The organism is Actinokineospora sp. NBRC 105648 (assembly GCF_030269645.1).
GTDB lineage: Bacteria > Actinomycetota > Actinomycetes > Mycobacteriales > Pseudonocardiaceae > Actinokineospora.
In genome coordinates this window covers 120,601-136,811 of sequence record NZ_BSTR01000005.1, presented here as the reverse complement: position 1 = coordinate 136,811, position 16,211 = coordinate 120,601, and the positions used below count along the sequence as shown (strand labels likewise).

At 69.0% G+C, this 16,211-nt stretch carries 12 protein-coding genes and 1 pseudogene; 6 read left to right on the top strand and 7 right to left on the bottom strand.

The features are described from left to right. Positions 1-27 precede the first annotated feature (27 nt). Both QSK30_RS07225 and QSK30_RS07220 read left to right on the top strand, forming a co-directional pair. Positions 28-1,575, top strand: a complete 1,548-nt coding sequence (locus tag QSK30_RS07225) for a helicase HerA-like domain-containing protein (protein ID WP_285500617.1) — start codon at positions 28-30, stop codon at positions 1,573-1,575. A 62-nt stretch (positions 1,576-1,637) separates the two neighbouring features. Beyond that, positions 1,638-3,116, top strand: coding sequence for a glutamate-cysteine ligase family protein (locus QSK30_RS07220; RefSeq protein WP_285500616.1), 1,479 nt, complete (start codon positions 1,638-1,640; stop codon positions 3,114-3,116). Between the two features lie 317 nt (positions 3,117-3,433). Here QSK30_RS07220 and QSK30_RS07215 read toward each other — a convergent pair whose 3' ends face one another. The 5 genes from QSK30_RS07215 to QSK30_RS07195 form a co-directional block, all read right to left on the bottom strand. Next, the gene (locus QSK30_RS07215; RefSeq protein WP_285500614.1) at positions 3,434-4,927 is read right to left on the bottom strand and encodes a PH domain-containing protein; all 1,494 of its coding nucleotides are present in this window, start codon (positions 4,925-4,927) and stop codon (positions 3,434-3,436) included. Continuing rightward, complete coding sequence (locus QSK30_RS07210; RefSeq protein WP_285500797.1) at positions 4,924-5,424, bottom strand: PH domain-containing protein; 501 nt, start codon at positions 5,422-5,424, stop codon at positions 4,924-4,926. The genes QSK30_RS07215 and QSK30_RS07210 overlap by 4 nt, the downstream gene beginning before the upstream one ends. Before the next feature lie 240 nt (positions 5,425-5,664). Then, on the bottom strand, positions 5,665-5,871 hold the full coding sequence (locus QSK30_RS07205; RefSeq protein WP_285500612.1) for a hypothetical protein: 207 nt from the start codon (positions 5,869-5,871) through the stop codon (positions 5,665-5,667). A 351-nt stretch (positions 5,872-6,222) separates the two neighbouring features. Next, the gene (locus QSK30_RS07200) at positions 6,223-6,915 is read right to left on the bottom strand and encodes a helix-turn-helix domain-containing protein (protein WP_285500611.1); all 693 of its coding nucleotides are present in this window, start codon (positions 6,913-6,915) and stop codon (positions 6,223-6,225) included. A gap of 1,040 nt (positions 6,916-7,955) precedes the next feature. Continuing rightward, complete coding sequence (locus tag QSK30_RS07195; RefSeq protein ID WP_285500609.1) at positions 7,956-8,339, bottom strand: UCP032817 domain-containing protein; 384 nt, start codon at positions 8,337-8,339, stop codon at positions 7,956-7,958. A 166-nt stretch (positions 8,340-8,505) separates the two neighbouring features. On the opposite strand from QSK30_RS07195, the gene QSK30_RS07190 reads away from it, so the two are divergent. Beyond that, positions 8,506-9,885, top strand: coding sequence for an NsdA family TPR-like regulatory protein (locus tag QSK30_RS07190; RefSeq protein ID WP_285500607.1), 1,380 nt, complete (start codon positions 8,506-8,508; stop codon positions 9,883-9,885). A gap of 24 nt (positions 9,886-9,909) precedes the next feature. Here QSK30_RS07190 and QSK30_RS07185 read toward each other — a convergent pair whose 3' ends face one another. After that, positions 9,910-11,133 (bottom strand): NAD(P)/FAD-dependent oxidoreductase, encoded by a 1,224-nt coding sequence (locus tag QSK30_RS07185; RefSeq protein ID WP_285500606.1) that lies wholly within the window; start codon positions 11,131-11,133, stop codon positions 9,910-9,912. A 165-nt stretch (positions 11,134-11,298) separates the two neighbouring features. Here QSK30_RS07185 and QSK30_RS07180 point away from each other — a divergent pair, with 165 nt between their 5' ends. Continuing rightward, a complete protein-coding gene (locus QSK30_RS07180; protein WP_285500605.1) occupies positions 11,299-11,502 on the top strand; it encodes a hypothetical protein in 204 nt (67 codons plus the stop codon). 66 nt (positions 11,503-11,568) lie between these two features. Beyond that, the gene (locus QSK30_RS07175; RefSeq protein WP_285500603.1) at positions 11,569-13,491 is read left to right on the top strand and encodes an SDR family oxidoreductase; all 1,923 of its coding nucleotides are present in this window, start codon (positions 11,569-11,571) and stop codon (positions 13,489-13,491) included. A 126-nt stretch (positions 13,492-13,617) separates the two neighbouring features. Here the strand turns inward: QSK30_RS07175 and QSK30_RS07170 are convergent. Next, positions 13,618-14,742, bottom strand: a pseudogene (locus QSK30_RS07170) (multidrug effflux MFS transporter); the annotation flags it as partial. A gap of 374 nt (positions 14,743-15,116) precedes the next feature. Here QSK30_RS07170 and QSK30_RS07165 point away from each other — a divergent pair. Then, positions 15,117-16,211 (top strand): tetratricopeptide repeat protein (locus tag QSK30_RS07165; RefSeq protein ID WP_285500600.1); only part of this gene is annotated, 1,095 nt, incomplete at its 3' end.

Below are 16,211 nucleotides of genomic sequence, written 5' to 3'. Positions count from 1 at the left end.
TGGTCAAACGGGGTGAGGGAGACGCACGTGGCGCAGGGGAGTCCGGCTCAGGAGATCGCTGGCGGGTACGCCACCGAGGGCCGCGCGGTCGAGCTGGGATCGGTCGTGGTGGACGGTCAGGTCGACCCGTCGGCCCGGGTGCGGATCCCGCTGGCGATGATGAACCGGCACGGCCTGGTCGCGGGGGCCACGGGCACCGGCAAGACCAAGACGCTGCAAGGGCTCGCCGAGCAGCTCTCCGCCGCCGGGGTGCCGGTGGTGATGGCCGACGTCAAGGGCGACCTGTCAGGACTATCGCACCAGGGCGAGCAGAGCGACCGCACGCTCGCGCGCGCGAAGGACACCGGCGACGACTGGGCGCCGACGGCGTTCCCCGTGCAGTTCCTCTCCCTGGGCACCGGCGGCATCGGCGTCCCGGTCCGCGCGACGGTCACCGGGTTCGGGCCGATCCTGCTGTCGAAGGTGCTCGGCCTCAACGACACCCAGGAGTCCACCCTCGGGCTGATCTTCCACTGGGCCGACTCGCGCGGCCTGCCGCTGCTGGACACCAAGGACCTGCGCGCGGTGATCGCGCACCTCACCAGCGACGAGGGCAAGGCCGACCTCAAGGGCATCGGCGGGGTCTCCTCGGCCACCGCCGGGGTGATCCTGCGCGCACTGTCCAACTTGGACGCCCAGGGCGGCGACCGGTTCTTCGGCGAGCCCGAGCTCGAGGTCGCCGACCTGCTCCGCCAGACCGACGGCAACGGCGTCATCAGCCTGCTGGAGCTGGGCAACCTCGCGGCCAACCCGGTGCTGTTCTCCACCTTCCTGATGTGGCTGCTGGCCGAGCTGTTCGAGGAGCTGCCCGAGGAGGGCGACCTGGACGCGCCCAAGCTGGTCTTCTTCTTCGACGAGGCCCACCTGCTCTTCGCCGACGCGTCCAAGGCGTTCCTGCAGCAGATCGAGCAGACGGTGAAGCTGATCCGGTCCAAGGGCGTCGGGGTGTTCTTCTGCACGCAGCTGCCCACCGACGTGCCCAACGCGGTGCTGTCCCAGCTCGGCGCCCGGGTGCAGCACGCGCTGCGCGCCTTCACCCCGGACGACCAGAAGGCGCTGTCGCAGACGGTGAAGACGTACCCGACGACCCCGCACTACGAGCTGGACAAGGCGCTGACGTCGTTGGGCATCGGCGAGGCGATCGTCACGGTGCTCAGCGAGCGCGGCGCGCCGACCCCGGTGGCCTGGACCCGGCTGCGGGCACCGCGGTCCCTGATGGACACCATCGGCGACGAGGCGATCAAGGCGGCGGCGGGCTCGTCGGAGCTCAACGGCAAGTACGGGCAGAGCGTCGACCGGGAGTCGGCCTACGAGCTGATGGCCAAGAAGGTCGCCCCGCCCGCCGAGGCCCCGGTGCAGGCACCCGCCGAGCCTGAGCACCGCGAGCCAGAACGGCGCGAGCCCGAGCACCGGGACGAGCCGGGGTTCTTCGAGAAGGTCATGGGCAACAGCGCCGTCCGCTCGTTCTTCCGCTCGGCCGCCTCGGCGCTGGGCCGCGAGATCACCCGGGGCGTCTTCGGCAACCGGAAGCGATGAGCTTGGGCCAGTCGGAGTAGGCCCTGTGGCGGTTCGGTCCGCGATGGATCACCCTTGTCCACATGGGCAAGGACGTGGAGTCGACGGTGTTCACCCGGGCCGACCGCCAGCGGTTCCGGCAGAAGGTCCGGCGCTGCCTGGACGTCTTCGCCCAGATGCTGGCCGAGTCCAAGTTCGAGGCCGACCGCCCGATGGCGGGCCTGGAGATCGAGCTCAACCTGATCGACGCCGCGGGCGACCCGGCGATGCGCAACGCCCAGGTCCTGGCCGCCATCTCCGACGAGGCGTTCCAGACCGAGCTGGGCCGGTTCAACATCGAGATCAACCTGCCCCCGCAGCGCCTCGGCCCGGACGGCCTGGCCCGGTTCGAGGAGCTGGTCCGCGCCGACCTGAACGAGGCCGAGGCCAAGGCGGCCAAGGTGGACGCGCACATCGCCATGGTCGGCATCCTGCCCTCGCTGCGCCGCGAGCACGTCACCAGTGCCACCCTGTCGGCCAACCCCCGCTACAAGCTGCTCGACGAGCAGGTCCTGGCGGCCAGGGGCGAGGACCTGGAGATCAACATCGGCGGCGCCGAACGCCTGGTCACCTCGGCCGACTCCATCGCCCCGGAGAGCGCCTGCACGAGCGTGCAGTACCACCTGCAGGTCGCGCCCGAGGAGTTCGCGCGGTTCTGGAACGCCAGCCAGGTGATCGCGGGCATCCAGGTCGCGCTGGGGGCGAACGCGCCGTACCTGTTCGGCAAGCAGCTGTGGGCCGAGACCCGGGTGGCCCTGTTCGAGCAGGCCACGGACACGCGCCCGGACGAGCTGAAGGCTCAGGGCGTCCGGCCCCGGGTGTGGTTCGGGGACCGGTGGATCACCTCGATCTTCGACCTGTTCGAGGAGAACGCGCAGTACTACTCGGCGCTGCTCCCACTGACCGACGACGAGGACCCAGCCGAGGTCTACGCGCGCGGCGACATCCCGGAACTGCACGAACTGCGTCTGCACAACGGCACGATCTACCGTTGGAACCGCCCGATCTACGACGTCGTCAACGGCAGGCCCCACGTACGGGTGGAGAACCGCGTGCTGCCCGCGGGCCCGTCGGTGGTCGACACCATGGCCAACGGCGCCCTCTACTTCGGACTGGTCCGGGCCCTGGCCGACCAGGACCGTCCGCTGTGGACGCAAATGAGCTTCTCCGCCGCCGAGGACAACTTCCACGCCGCTTCCCGGAACGGCATAGAGGCCCGCGTTTATTGGCCGGGTGTGGGGGAGGTCCCCGCCACGGAACTGGTCTTGCGCCGTCTGCTGCCCCTTGCGTACGAGGGCCTGGACGCGTGGGGAGTAGCGGCGGCAGACCGCGACCGATTGCTGGGGATCATCGAGCAGAGGTGCATCACCGGCCGCAACGGCGCCACCTGGCAGGTGGAGACGGTGCGCTCGTTGGAGGAGTCCACCTCGGTCAACCGCGAGCAGGCCCTACGGGCGATGGTCCTCGAGTACACCAAGCACATGCACACCAACGAACCCGTACACACCTGGCCGGTGGACTAACGCCGCTGTTCTTCCAGCCCAGACTCCGCAAGCCCTCGCGCACCCTGCGAACTCCGGCCGCCCTGCCCTGTCCCGCTGGGGTTCCTGCTGGATTTGTGGCGCGGGTCAGTTCCAGCGGATGGCTGGATTGGGTGGAGTGGCTTTGTTTGGGGCCCCTAAGAAAAGAGGCGCAGTGGGTAGAGCGGGTGGGAAAGGGATACCCACCGCCTCGGTCAGGCTAGCGCCTCTTTTCTCCCCAAACAAAGCCACTCCACCCAATCCAGCACGATGGTGGGGGGCGCGGTCACCCCTCGGGTGGGCAGGGCAGGAACCCCCAGTCACCGCTCCAAGAACTGCCCCAACAACCCAGGCACAGCCAAGTCGGCCAGCTCCACCCCAGCCCCCTCTCCAACGTCCAGCACCCGGTACCCCCCACTCCCAGCCGCAGTGATCGCGGTGAGCGTGAACACTCCCGCCCGCCGCTGGAACAGCGTTCGCCTCAGCTTCCACCCGATGATCCCGCTCCGCTGCAAAGCCACCGTGCGTCGGGTGAGTGAGCCGGACCGGGCCACCAGGTACCGATCAGTCAGCGCGTGCCCAAGATTCCGATACCGATCCAGTCCAACCAGGACGAACGCCGGAACCAGCACCGCCGCGAGAACCCACAACCATTCGGGCCAACCAGCCGTAAGAGTCAGGATCAACAGGATTCCGGTAAGAGCCACCGTAGGCACGATCGCACGGGTCAAGCGGCGGGAACGCGCGCGCACCGGATGTGCGGTAAGGGAAGCAGTAATAGGTGAGTCGCCGAGTACCTCCGCTGCTACCCGGTCCGCCTCGCTGCGCGGGGCTGGTGGGAGTAAGAGGCTGCTGTTGCTCCCCTTGGTCAATCCCGTAGTCACCGCGCTCAGCCGAGCGCCACCACCGGAGCGCAGCAGGATCGGCTCATACAGCGACACCCCTCGAAGCCGCTTCTCCTCGATGGACACCGACCGGGTGGTCAGCAACCCGCGGCTCACGTGCACGGTCCCGTTGGCGTGCCTGCTCAGCCGGTACCCGTGGTTCTGCAAAAGGTAGCCCACCAGCGACGCGATCACCGACAGCACGATGATCAGTCCCGCGACCACCGGGATGATCGTGGTCAGCGGAGCCGTGCTCAACCACCCGAACACCGCGCGGAGGATCCCGACCTCGGAGAAGCGCAGGTTCACCTCGTGCGCCAGGTTCATCCCGAACCCGACCACCACGCCGATGCTTAGCAGTCCGGACAGCGTAAGAGGCGCGTACCGGTACCAACGGTTGTCCAGTGCGGCGATCGTGGTGCCGTCGTCACGCTCTTGCACTACCGAGGTTTGCGCCCGGTGCAGGAGCACTTGCCGCAACCGGTCTGCCTCAGCGGAGGTGACCGCATCGAGTACCAAGGCCCCCTCGCCCGCGCCGCGCTCTTGTTGCCCAGTCCCTACCCGCACTGCGGACAGCCCGAACAGTCGGTGCCCCAACTTGGCTGTTAGGTCTACCGTGCGGATTCGGTCACGCGGGATAGAGCGCTTTTGGCGGAAGACAACGCCCTTGTGCAACTCGACCCGGTTGTCCGTGATGCGGTATTTGGTGGTGAGCCAAGAGAACAGGCCGTAGCTGACGACGAAGACGACCGCGCCGACGCTGGCCACGACCCGCCAGGTCTCCACGTTGCCCAGGAACACCAGCGCGAACAGCGCGGGCAGCAGGCCGAGCAGCTCGTTGAGCGGCCGCACGATGATCATGCGCGGGTCCAGCCTGCCCCACTCCGACACGGGCTCGACGAGCTCCGGCGCGACGGGCAGCGCACTCACGTCGCGTCCCCGGGCGTGGCCTGCGTGGTGGCGGCGAGGGTGTCCACGACCCGCGCGGCAACGTCGGCGTCCAGACCCTCGATCTTCACCGGACCCTGCGCGGACGCGGTGGTCACGGTGACGGTGGACAGCTTCAACAGCTGCTGCAACGGCCCCCGCTCGGTGTCCACGGTCTGTATCCGCGAGATCGGCGCCAACCGCCACTCTTGAGTGATCCACCCGCTGCGCGTGAACACGGCGTCACCGGTGGTCTCCCAGCGGTGGACCCGGTAGCGCCACTGCGGCATCACCAGCGCGTGCACGACCCCCACGACGATCGACACCACGAGCGTTACCCGCAGCCACCCGGGCGGGTCGTCGGCGAGGACGACCGCGATCAGCTGACCGACCACCACGATCACCCAGAAGATCGCCGCCTGCAGTGTCCACTGCAGAACCGCCCGCTTGCTGACCAGGTTCGCGGGCGCCCGCAACCGCCACTCCGTCTCGCTCACCAGCCCAGTGTGCCCTGGTCGGGGATGCGCCGACGTCAGCCTGGAGAAGTAAATGCCGGACACACTCTCGACCGGGCCAACGCCAGCCTGCCAGCGTTGCGCCTGTTCAGCGCAGTGTGCAGCAGGCAGTCGCTGCTGACGGCCTCGACTGAGTTGTCCTGCTCGGGGTGGTGGTTCGGTCGTTGTTCCAACCAGCTTCGCGTGCCGAAGCTGCGACCCGAGCCGCCGGTGCAGTCGTACCTGCTAACGCCGGCCGCCTCGTGTGCGCAGCACTTCCCAGATCAGGAAAGCGTCTTCCGTCGCATGTCCCGCCGCCAGCCAAGCGTGATGATGAGGATCGTCGAGCACGTTGGCCAGTGCCAGATGGCCCTCCTCCGGTGCGGGTCCGAGATCGTCCATTACGCCATTGAGGTCACGGACTAGTGAAACCAGGAAGGTCAGGTCGCTCAAGTGTCTGGAATGGAAAGCCTTCGCAGGCTTCGACCTGTGCTCGGTGGAGTAGGCGGCAGCCTTGATTTTGAGTGCTCGGGCGAGGTCGGGCAGCACTACATCCGCGGCTCGCGTGCCAGATGACGCATGAACTACCACTCGATGCTCCAATGCCTCTTTGCCGCCGAATACGCAGATCGTTTCCCCAGGGGGAGTGGTTGTCAGGTCCGGCGGTGGTCTGTCCCGAGAGTAGGGGCGAGTTCGTCGACCGATTGCCCCGCTTGGTCGATGTACTGTCATCGCCCAGGGGCAAGTCTGCGCTGCCGAGAACCGGTAGCGCAGACCATTGGTTGATCGTCATGGGCGAACAGGCTAACGGTCCCGCTTCAACAATTCGGCTGCGGCACGTTGGGATCGGTCGTCGCCTTGGTCAAGCAAGTCCGCGGCGGCGGCTGCGAGAGGAACCACCCCGGCGGAGAAGACCTCATCGAGAGGTACGCCCACTACCCTCAGTACCGCGTTGGGTGAGGCGGAATCCCAGCCGATTCCCCCGCGTTCGCGCAATGCCACGTGCGCATCGGAGGTGAGGTACAACTCCACCGAGTCCGCGCTGGACACGACCAGATTCGCACCGTGTCGGGAGCCGGCACCGATTCCGCCGAGTGCGACTCCAGGCTGGGCCTGGACGCGTTGCCGTAGCGCATCGGGAATGCGCGCCCTGATGATGTCGGCGCGCCTGCCGAACAGCCTCGGCCACTCCTGCAGCGGACGCTGGACGAATCGCGCGAGGCGGACCTTCTCGGAGGAAGGGATCTTCCAGGGCAGGGATTCCCCGGAGGCTAGCAGCAGCACCGTCCACGCGGCCTTGGGCGCCAGCGGCCTGCCGGGCGCGGGGTTCGCCGCGGCGCGGCGGAAGACGGAGTCGGAGCTGACCAGCAGAGACCTACCGGGCTTGATCGTCGTCAACTGGCCCGCCTTGGCCAGGTCGCGCACCTGGGCGGGAGACACCCGAAGGTGGCCCGCAGCCTCCGGCACCGACATCCAGCCTGGGATCTGATCGACCACGCGCACCTCCTCACCAGCGGATACTTAAACAATACCCCCTTCGAGCGGGGGTATTGTCGCGCCGAGCCAACTCGGCGTGCCCGCGTCTGATCTGTTCGTCTCGGGGACCACAGACAACGGGTGGGCGCGCAACGAGACAAGTTCGGTGGGGTTCGCCCGTCGGAAGCCGGTGTCGCGGTGCGGATAGCAGTGGCGATCGGCTTCGGGCACAGATGGGCTCGCCAGCCGGCTGTTCACCCATGCTTGGGCTGCGTCGGTAAGAGCCACGCGGTGGGGGAGGGGGTCGGTGTGTTCTAGGTAGGTGGAAATGCCCAAGATGGCGACGGTGAACGCGGTAGTGCTATCTGAGGGGAGCGGCCCGACCAACCCCTCAGCCTCGGCTGGGCGGTGGCCGGCTGCGATCAGGTTGAGCGCTAAGAACGCTCGGTCAACCCAGGCAGCACCTCGCCGGGCCTGTGTCCATCCGACTACCCGGACTTGCTCGTCCACCAAGATGTTCCGGCTGTCTAGTGCTGTGTGCAGCAGGTAGTTGCCCCCGACAGCCTCGACTGCTCGGTCTTCCCACTCGAGGTAGTGGTCGGTTGCTGCTCCAGCCAGTCCTGCGTGCTGTAGGCGTCGCCATGCGGAGAGGCGGGACCAGTGTTCGTCGAGGGGTGGGATGGCTAGGGAGCACTGACGCGCCATGGTGGTGACGGTCTTGACCACGGCTGGTAGATCTGCCGAGCCGGGGGAGAGGTTCGCGTGTTGTCCGGGGATGTGTTCTTGCCCGACCACCAACCATCCGTCGACAGCTACCGTCCAGTGCAGGGTGGGCGCGCACGAGGGTAGTTGGCCGCTGACCAGTACCGCGTGCTGGACGTCGCGGTAGCGGGGACTGGTGTGGTGCGCGCCCTCGCAGAAGACCGTGCCGTCCGGGGTGTGCAGGGTCGCGGTGAGGTGCGCTGGCTTGCCGGAACCCGGGTAGCCGACTCCGGCGACCGTGCCGCAGCGGTCGGTGATCGCGGAGCGGACGGGGGTGGGGAGGTCTGTCCAACCCAGGGTCATGGCCACAGGCCTGGGTTGATCACGAAGCCTGCCGCCGCCATGGCTCGGCTGGTTCGGCGCAGTGCGGCCTCGCCCGACTGCGGGAGGCACCAGGGCTTGTGGTGCAGGAAGCGGCCCGCGAAGGCGCGGCAGAACTCCGCGTAGTCGGTGGTGTGGACGAGGAAGGTGTGCCAGCCCGCGTAGACCACTGGGCCTGGCTCGAGCGGTTCGCCGCCGCGCGTGGTGGCGAGGGTGCAGAGGAAGGCGAGGGTCTGGTCGATCACGGTCTCGGCCCTCGGCTGGCGCACGTTGTGTGCGCGCATGTGGTGCTCGACCAGCTTGGCGAAGAGGCGGTCGGAGACCAGCGATCGACCGCTGATGATCTCAGGCGGAGTGCACATGGCCCAAGTGAAGCCGGACGCCACCCTTCGCGGGAGAGGCTGATTTCATCCATGTGTGCAGAGTGTGTGACAGGTGTGTCACTTGGTGTGTCAGGTTTGGCTTGGAGGTGCGGTCGGATGATTGTGTGCGCTACGTTCCGAGGTTGAACGACTACTGGGAGGACCCATGGGGCTTGACGGGAATCCCGCGCTGCGGGCCCGCCTCGACGATTCGGGGATGACCAACGGTGAGCTGGCCCGCGCGGTGGTGCGCGCGGCGGCCGCCGAGGGTGTCCACCTGGCCACCTCGGCCACCTCGGTCCGGCGGATGCTGCAGGGCACCCAGCCGTACGCGCCGGTGCCGCGGTTGGTGGCGAAGGTGCTGGCCAGGCGGCTGGGCTACGAGGTGACGGTCGCAGACTGCGGCTTCACGCCGAGGGGAGATCCGGAGGACACGTTCAACGGGTTCCGGATATCGCCGACCGTGGATGGGACGATCGCTACCGTGGCTGAGCTGTCGAGGCGGGACCTGAACCGGCGGAACTTCATGCTCGGCTCCGCCTTCGCGGCATCCGCCTTCGCCGAACCTGCATGGCTGGTGACCAACGCGCGCCCCACGCCCGATCTCGCTCGCGCGGGCGGGTCGCGGGTCGGCAAGCACGAGGTGGACGTGCTGCGCTCCACGGTGCGGCACTACGAGTCCCTGCACCGCCTGCACGGCGGCGGCCTGGTCCGGGGCCAGGTCGTCCAGCTGCTGCACCAGCAGGCGCGCGCGATGAGCGAGGTGGGCTACACCGACGCCGTGGGCAGGGAGCTGGCGGGCGCCTTGGCCGAGACCGCGTTCCTGGCGGGCCTCACCACGATCGACAGCGGCCGAGCCGCGCTCGGCCAGCGCTACTACGCGCAGGCGCTCGGGCTGGCGACCAGGGCGGGTGACAGTTCCTTCGCCGCCAACGTGCTCGCCGAGATGAGCCGGGTGACCATCGACATCGGGATGAACGCGCCGGACGCGGACGCCGTCGAGCAGGGTGGCCAGCACGCGGCCGCGCTGGCCAGGTCGGCGCTGCAGATGATGGGCGGCCGGGCCACCCCGGCGGTCGGTGCCTACATCCACGCCATCGAGGCGCGGGGACTCGGCCTGCTGGGCGATGGGCAAGGGGCGATCGAGGCGCTGGACCGGGCCCGCCGGTCGTTCGACCGAGGACCGCAGAACGAACCCGGGTGGCTGGGGCACTACACCGAGGTCGACCTCACCTCCGACATCGGCCAGTGCCTCCGCGACGCGGGGCGGCCTCGGCAGGGGTTGGTGATGCTCGAACGAGCCCTCGCCGCATTGCCCGCCAATCGGGTCACCTCCCGCGCCAAGACCCAGATCCACATCGCCGCCGCGCACCTCCAGCTCCGCGACTTCGACGCCGCTGACCACGCCATCGCCACAGCGCTCAACGCCGTCGACAGCCTGTCGTCGCAGCGGACGCTGGAGCGGGTGAAGGCTCTGCGCAGGCGCGCCAGGCAGGTGGGCGCCCACCAGGTCGACGAACGTGTCACCGCCTTCCTGTCGACCTGAGAACTGCTCCTGGATCAGGAAGTACTACCTCAGGCTTGCCAGGTCTCTTGAGCGGAGATCCTCCGCGGACACCGCGGTCTGGTTGTCCACCAACGCTTGCAGTGCTTCACCGTCGTCCCACTGGTTGACGTTCATCGCCGCTTGCACGCGTCCCGCGCGGGTCCAGAACGCGGTGAACTCGCGGGCGGTCAGATCGCCGCGGATGACCAGGTCGTCCTCGAAGGGGTCCCAGTGGCCGCGGACCTCCATGCCCAGGTCGTACTGGTCTGAGAAGAAGTAGGGGCTCGCGGTGTACGGCGTGGATTCGCCCAAGAGGTTGCCCGCGACCAACGCGCCCTGATCCTTTGCGTTTGCCCAGTGCTCTACCCGGATCCTCTTGCCGTATCGCGGGTGGAAGTGCGCGGCGATGTCCCCCGCCGCGTACACGTCCGGTGCTGACGTCCGCAGGGTCGCGTCCACGGCAACTCCGCTGGTGTCTGCCAGTTCCAGGCCTGCCGCGCGCGCCAAGTCGACTCGCGGGGCGGCGCCGACGCCTACGAGCACCACGTCGGCCTCCAGCGTGGTGCCGTCCGCCAGCGCGACGCCGGACACCACGTCCTCGGTGCCCTCGAAGCCCGCCACCCCGACGCCCAGGCGCCAGGTGACACCGTTCGCGGCGTGCAGGTCGCGGAAGACCTCGGCGATGGTGGGGCCCAGGGTTCGGTGCAGCGGCAAAGGAAGCGGCTCGACCACCGTGACGGACGCGCCGTGCTTCCGGGCCGCCGCAGCAGCCTCGCAGCCGATCCAGCCGCCGCCGACGATCACCACGCGGACGCCGTCGGCGAAGGTGTCGCGCAGTGCCAGCGCGTCGTCGAGGGTGCGCAGGGTTCGCAGGCCGGCGAGGTCGCCGCCGGGGACCGGCAGGGCGCGCGGGGAGGACCCGGTGGCCAGCAGAAGTCGGTCGTAGGGGTGCCGCGCGCCTGTGTCGTCCAGCACGGCCCGGTCGCCGAGGTGCACCGCAGTGGCGGTTGTGCCCGTGCGCAGGTCTATGTGCTGCGCTTCGTAGTAACCCTCGTCGTGCACCCAGTCCGGTTCGGACGCGTCCCCGAGCAGCACTGCCTTCGACAGCGCGGGTAGCTCGTACGGGCGGTGCGCGTCCTGCCCGATCAGGGTGATCACGCCCTGGTAGCCCCGCTCGCGCAGGCCCCCGGCGGCCGAGGCGCCCGCCAGTCCGGTCCCGACGATCACGACGTGGTGCGGCTCGGCCATGCCATACCTCCGGTGAGACAGGTGTGAGTCGAACGTTAGTGGGCAACGGGTTCCGGCGCCCTCCCGGGAAATCTTGAGATCACGTCACTTTCGCCGTCACGCCTCGTTACGGTCCGCGTCATCACATAAGACGTGGAGCGACCAGACGGTCGAAGGGCGGGTGCGGTGAACAGCCACAGGGAGTGGTCGGTCAGTTGTCGCGACATCGCGGGGCGCAAGCGCGACGTGACGGTGTTCGTGCGGCAGGGGAGAGTCGTCTTAGTGGCTCCACCGGGGGAGACGGCGATCTTGTCACCGCTGGACGTCGGCAGGCTGCGGGCGGCCCTGCGCGACGCCGTGGTGGACGCCTCGGTGGAGGTAGAGCACTGAAATGTCGCGCCCGCTCTTCCTACTGACGAGTAGGTAGTGGCAGGATCCGTGCCGAGGAGGCACGCGATGGCAACGTATTTCGTCACCGGGGCAACGGGGTTCCTGGGCCGCAGGCTCATCGAGCGGCTGGTGGCCCGGCCGGACCACACCACAGTGCACGTGCTGGTCCGGCAGCAGTCCATGGAGCGGTTCGCCGCGGCCGCGGCCCGCTGGGTCGGGCCCGGGGCGCGGGTCGTCCCGGTGATCGGTGATCTGACCGAACCCGGCCTGGGGGTCGATCCGACGGGTCTGGTCGGCGTCGTCGACCACGTGGTCCACCTGGGCGCGGTCTACGACTTCACCGCGTCCGACGAGGTCAACCGCGTGGCCAACGTCGAGGGCACGCGGCACGTGCTCGAGTTCGCCGCCGCGATCAACGCGGGCCTCTTGCACCATGTTTCGTCCATCGCTGTCGCGGGCGATCACCGCGGTAGCTATACCGAGGCGGACTTTGACCTCGGTCAAGGCCACCACTCGCCGTACCACGCGACGAAGTTCGCCGCGGAGAAGCACGTCCGCGCGCAAGACGCGGTGCCGTACCGCATCTACCGGCCCGCCGCCGTTGTGGGCGATTCGCGGACCGGCGAGATGGACAAGATCGACGGGCCGTACTACTTCCTCCCCGCGTTGACCCGCCTCGCCCGGCTACCCGCCGCGTTGCCTTTGGTCATGCCCGACCTGGGCGGCACCAATGTGGTCCCGGTCGACTACGTGGTCGATGCCATGGCCCACCTCATGCACGTCAAAGCCCCGTCCGGCACCGTCTACCACCTGACCGAGAACGGCAGGCAGCGCGTGGTGGACGTTTTCAACGCGCTCGCTGGGGCAGTCGGCGCGCCTAAGATCCGAGCGACACTGCCGGTACCGCTACCGCGCGTCCGGAGGATTGCGCCGCTACCGGGCGCGATCTTGGCGGAGTTCGGCATTCCAGCTGAAGTGTTGCCACACATGGACTTGCCGACGGTCTTCGACTCGTCAGCCACGGTGGCAGCCCTCGCCGGATCCGGTATAGAGCTTCCTTCCTTTGCCTCTTACGCACCTGCGCTCGTCCGCTACTGGGCAGCGAACCTCGATCCCGAACGCTCTTGGCTCAACGCAGACTCCCTGACCGGTAGACGAATCGTGGTGACCGGTGCGTCCTCGGGCATTGGTAGGGCTACCGCGCTTGGAGTTGGCAAGAGGGGCGCGGTCGTGCTCTTGGTGGCCCGCCGTCAGGCGGAGTTGGAGAGCGTGCGTGCGGAGATCGAGCAGGTAGGCGCAACGGCATCCGTGCACACGTGCGACCTGACCGACGCTGACTCAGTGGACGCGTTGGTCAAGGAGCTCGGCGTGGTCGACATGTTGATCAACAACGCGGGCCGCTCTATCCGTCGTGCGGTACACCTGTCCGTCGACCGCTTGCACGACTACGAGCGCACGATGGCCCTCAACTACTTCGCCCCATTGCGCTTGACCCTCGGTCTCTTGCCCGGGATGCGCGCCCGCGGCTTCGGTCGGATCGTCAACGTGACCACCATGGGCTTGCAGACCGACACACCCAGGTTCTCGGCCTATCTTGCGTCGAAGGGAGCGCTTGAGGCGTTCGGGCGTGCGGCTGGTCGCGAGCTCTTGGCCGACGGCGTGACCTTCTGCTCGGTAAGGATGCCGCTCGTACGCACGCCCATGATCGGCGCTACCGATGTGTACAAGGGCATCCCGGCAACGTCACCGGAGAAGGCAGCGGCTCTTGTGCTCAAGGCGCTATCCGGCGGGCGGGAGGTCGTTCAGCGCCCGGAGGGGTTCGCGATGGAGCTACTCCGCGTCTTCGCGCCTGGGCTCTCCCGACAGGTCCTCAACATCGCCTATCGAGTCACCCCGGAATCGGCCCCGGAAGCACGCACTCGCGCTGAGCGCCCCCTCGCCGTCCTCGCCACCGCACTCGTCCGGCCCGTCTGGCGCCGTCTTCGCTGATCCCTGGTACAGCAGCTCGGGCGGGATGTGGAACTCCACCTCGACCGTCGTGGCCTCCCGGCGCCGCACGTAGCGGCCTGGGCGGTCCTGGGTGGGTCGGGTGAGCGCGAACGCGGCCAGCCCGCCGAGGGTGAGCGCGGCGATCACGATCCCCATCGGCAGCGCCGTGCCCTGCCCGCCGACCCCGACCAGCGGCGCGGCCAGGCCGCCCACCACGAACTGCAGCACGCCCAGCAGCGCCGCCGCGGTGCCCGCCCGGTGCGCGTGGTCGGCCAGCGCCAGCGCGGTCGAGTTCGGCGTGACCATCCCGACGCTGGCGACCACCACGAACAAGCCCGCCAGCAGCGCAATCAGCCCCAGCTGGAACAGGATCGCCGCGAGCACCGCCAACCCGCCCGCGCTGGAGGCCAGCAGCCCGCACACCAGCAGCCGCCGCGGGCTGAACCAGCGCAACAGCAGCGCGTTGAGCTGCGAGAACAGCACGATCCCGAGCGCGTTGGTGCCGAAGACCAGGCTGTACTGCTGCGGGCTCATCCCGTACATGTCCTGCAGCACGAACGACGACCCGGCGATGTAGGCGAACATCGCGCCGAGGGCGAACCCGGCGGCCGCGGCGTAGGCGACGAAGCCGCGGTCGGTGCCGATCCGGACGAACGTGCTCAGCGTCCGCCCCAGGTGCGCCGGGCGGCGGTGCGCGGCGGGCAGCGTCTCGGGCAGCGCGACCAGGCAGACGATCAGCAGCAGCACGCCGAACCCGGCCAGCACCACGAAGATCCCCGACCAGGACGTCCGGCGCAGCACCTGCGCCCCGATCACCGGCGCCAGCATCGGGCCCAGGCCGTTGACCAGCATCAGCACCGAGAAGAACCGGGCCATCGCGGCGCCGGAGAACAGGTCGCGCACCGCCGCGCGGGCGATCACGATGCCCGCGGCCGCGCTGAGCCCCTGGGCCAGCCGCATGGCCGCGAGCGCGTAGACCGACGGCGCGATCGCGCACGCCAGTGAACTGGCGGTGTAGAGCACCAGGCCGACCAGCAGCGGCCCGCGCCTGCCGAAGGAGTCCGACAGCGGTCCGGCGACGACCTGGCCCGCGGCCAGCCCGAACATGAACGCGGTGAGGGTCAGCTGGATCTGCGCCGGGCCGGTGGCCAACTGCTCGGCCAGCTGGGGGAAGGCGGGCAGGTACATGTCGATCGACAGCGGACCGAACGCCGAGAGGCCACCCAGGATGAGCGCGAGCCGCAGCTTCATGGCTCGGGACGGGGGATACACCCGATCAGTCTAGGGAAAATGATGTTGTGGAGGGCATCGTCGTAGGCCGATAGGACCTAAGACACTCGATCACTTAACAGTTGTGGTCGGCTACCGGTGTCGGGCGGCTCGGTCACCCGGGCCGGTGACCACCGGCGATGGGCGCGACGGTGCCTGGCGGTCACCAAAGAGTGCGATCGGTGCGGAAATGAGGTGATCACAATCACCTGATAAGCGGCATACTGGGGGCTCACCTCGCTATGTGTCGGGCAACTGGGTCATTTCCTCCCCCGGACGGGTTTTCCCGCGCGGGTCGGCTACTGACCTGATCAGGGGCTTGACACACTGAACGCCGAGACGGGCGGGAGGGTGCCATGGCCGAGCCGATCGACGCGGTGCTGGTGGAGGCCGCGCAGCTCACCGCGGCCGGGCGGCCGCAGGACGCCATCGGGCTGCTGCGGCCGGTGCTGGTCGTGCACCCGGACAACTCCGAGGCGTGGTGCAGGCTGGCCGCCGCGCTGCTGGACGCGGGTGACCCGCAGCTGTGCCTGGACGCCGCCAAACGGGCGATCACCCTGGGCGAGCGCTCCTGGGCGCACCGGCTGGCGAGCCTGTCGCTGGCCGACATGGGCCGCTACGACGAGGCCACCGTCTCCGCCCGCGAGGCGGCCCGCAAGGACCCGCAGGACTGGCGCTCCCAGGTCACCCTGGCCGAGGTGCTCGGCCACACCGCGCCCGACGAGGCGTTGACCGCGGCCAAGACGGCCGTCGCCACGGCGCCGGAAGAGCCGCGCGTGCACGAGATCTTGGGCTTGGCGGCTAAGAGGGTGCGGGACTACAAGCTGGCTAAGAGGGCGTTCGGCGACGCCTTGCGCCTAGACCCGACCAACGGTGAGGTGCGCGCTCAACTCGCGCGCGTTGAGGCGTTGCGGCCGCAGAAGGCGGTAGTGCGGCCGGCGAACCGGCGGTCGAGCGCGTTCGCCAGGCGGCTGGCTGATGGCGAGTGGTCCGATTCGGACCTCTCCGGGTCGAGATGGGCTGCTGAACCCGAGGTGACCGCGGGTCCGGCTTCCCGGTGGACGGGGGAGCCGGAGGTGACCTCCGGCCCAGCCGCCCGGTGGACGGTGGAGGCCGAGGCGTCCGCGGGGCCCGCCTCGGGGTGGACCCTCGACGCGGACACCGCCGACGAGGCGGTCCCCGAACCGGCGAGCAGGTCGCGGTGGGCGCCGGAACCGGCGGTGGACGCGGAACCGAAGGCAGCGGGGGATCGGACGGCAGCGGGAGAAGCGGCGGTGGATGCCGAGGGGGTGCCGCCGTGGGCTCCCGAGCGCTCGCCCCGGTGGGCGAACTCCGACGAGGCGTGGGTGGCCGAGGCGGAATCGCCCGCTGAGCCCGAGGTGCCGGACGCCGCTGGGACCGGTGGGTCCGCGGCTGGCCGGGCAGGAGCGTGGCGGTCTGGCGGGCCGACT

Excerpts from the sequence above, each read along its gene's own strand:
- QSK30_RS07195 (WP_285500609.1), bottom strand. The coding sequence starts at position 8,339 with ATGTGCACTCCGCCTGAGATCATCAGCGGTCGATCGCTGGTCTCCGAC.
- QSK30_RS07175 (WP_285500603.1), top strand. The coding sequence starts at position 11,569 with ATGGCAACGTATTTCGTCACCGGGGCAACGGGGTTCCTGGGCCGCAGG.
- QSK30_RS07220 (WP_285500616.1), top strand. The coding sequence starts at position 1,638 with ATGGGCAAGGACGTGGAGTCGACGGTGTTCACCCGGGCCGACCGCCAG.
- QSK30_RS07185 (WP_285500606.1), bottom strand. The coding sequence starts at position 11,133 with ATGGCCGAGCCGCACCACGTCGTGATCGTCGGGACCGGACTGGCGGGC.
- QSK30_RS07190 (WP_285500607.1), top strand. The coding sequence starts at position 8,506 with ATGGGGCTTGACGGGAATCCCGCGCTGCGGGCCCGCCTCGACGATTCG.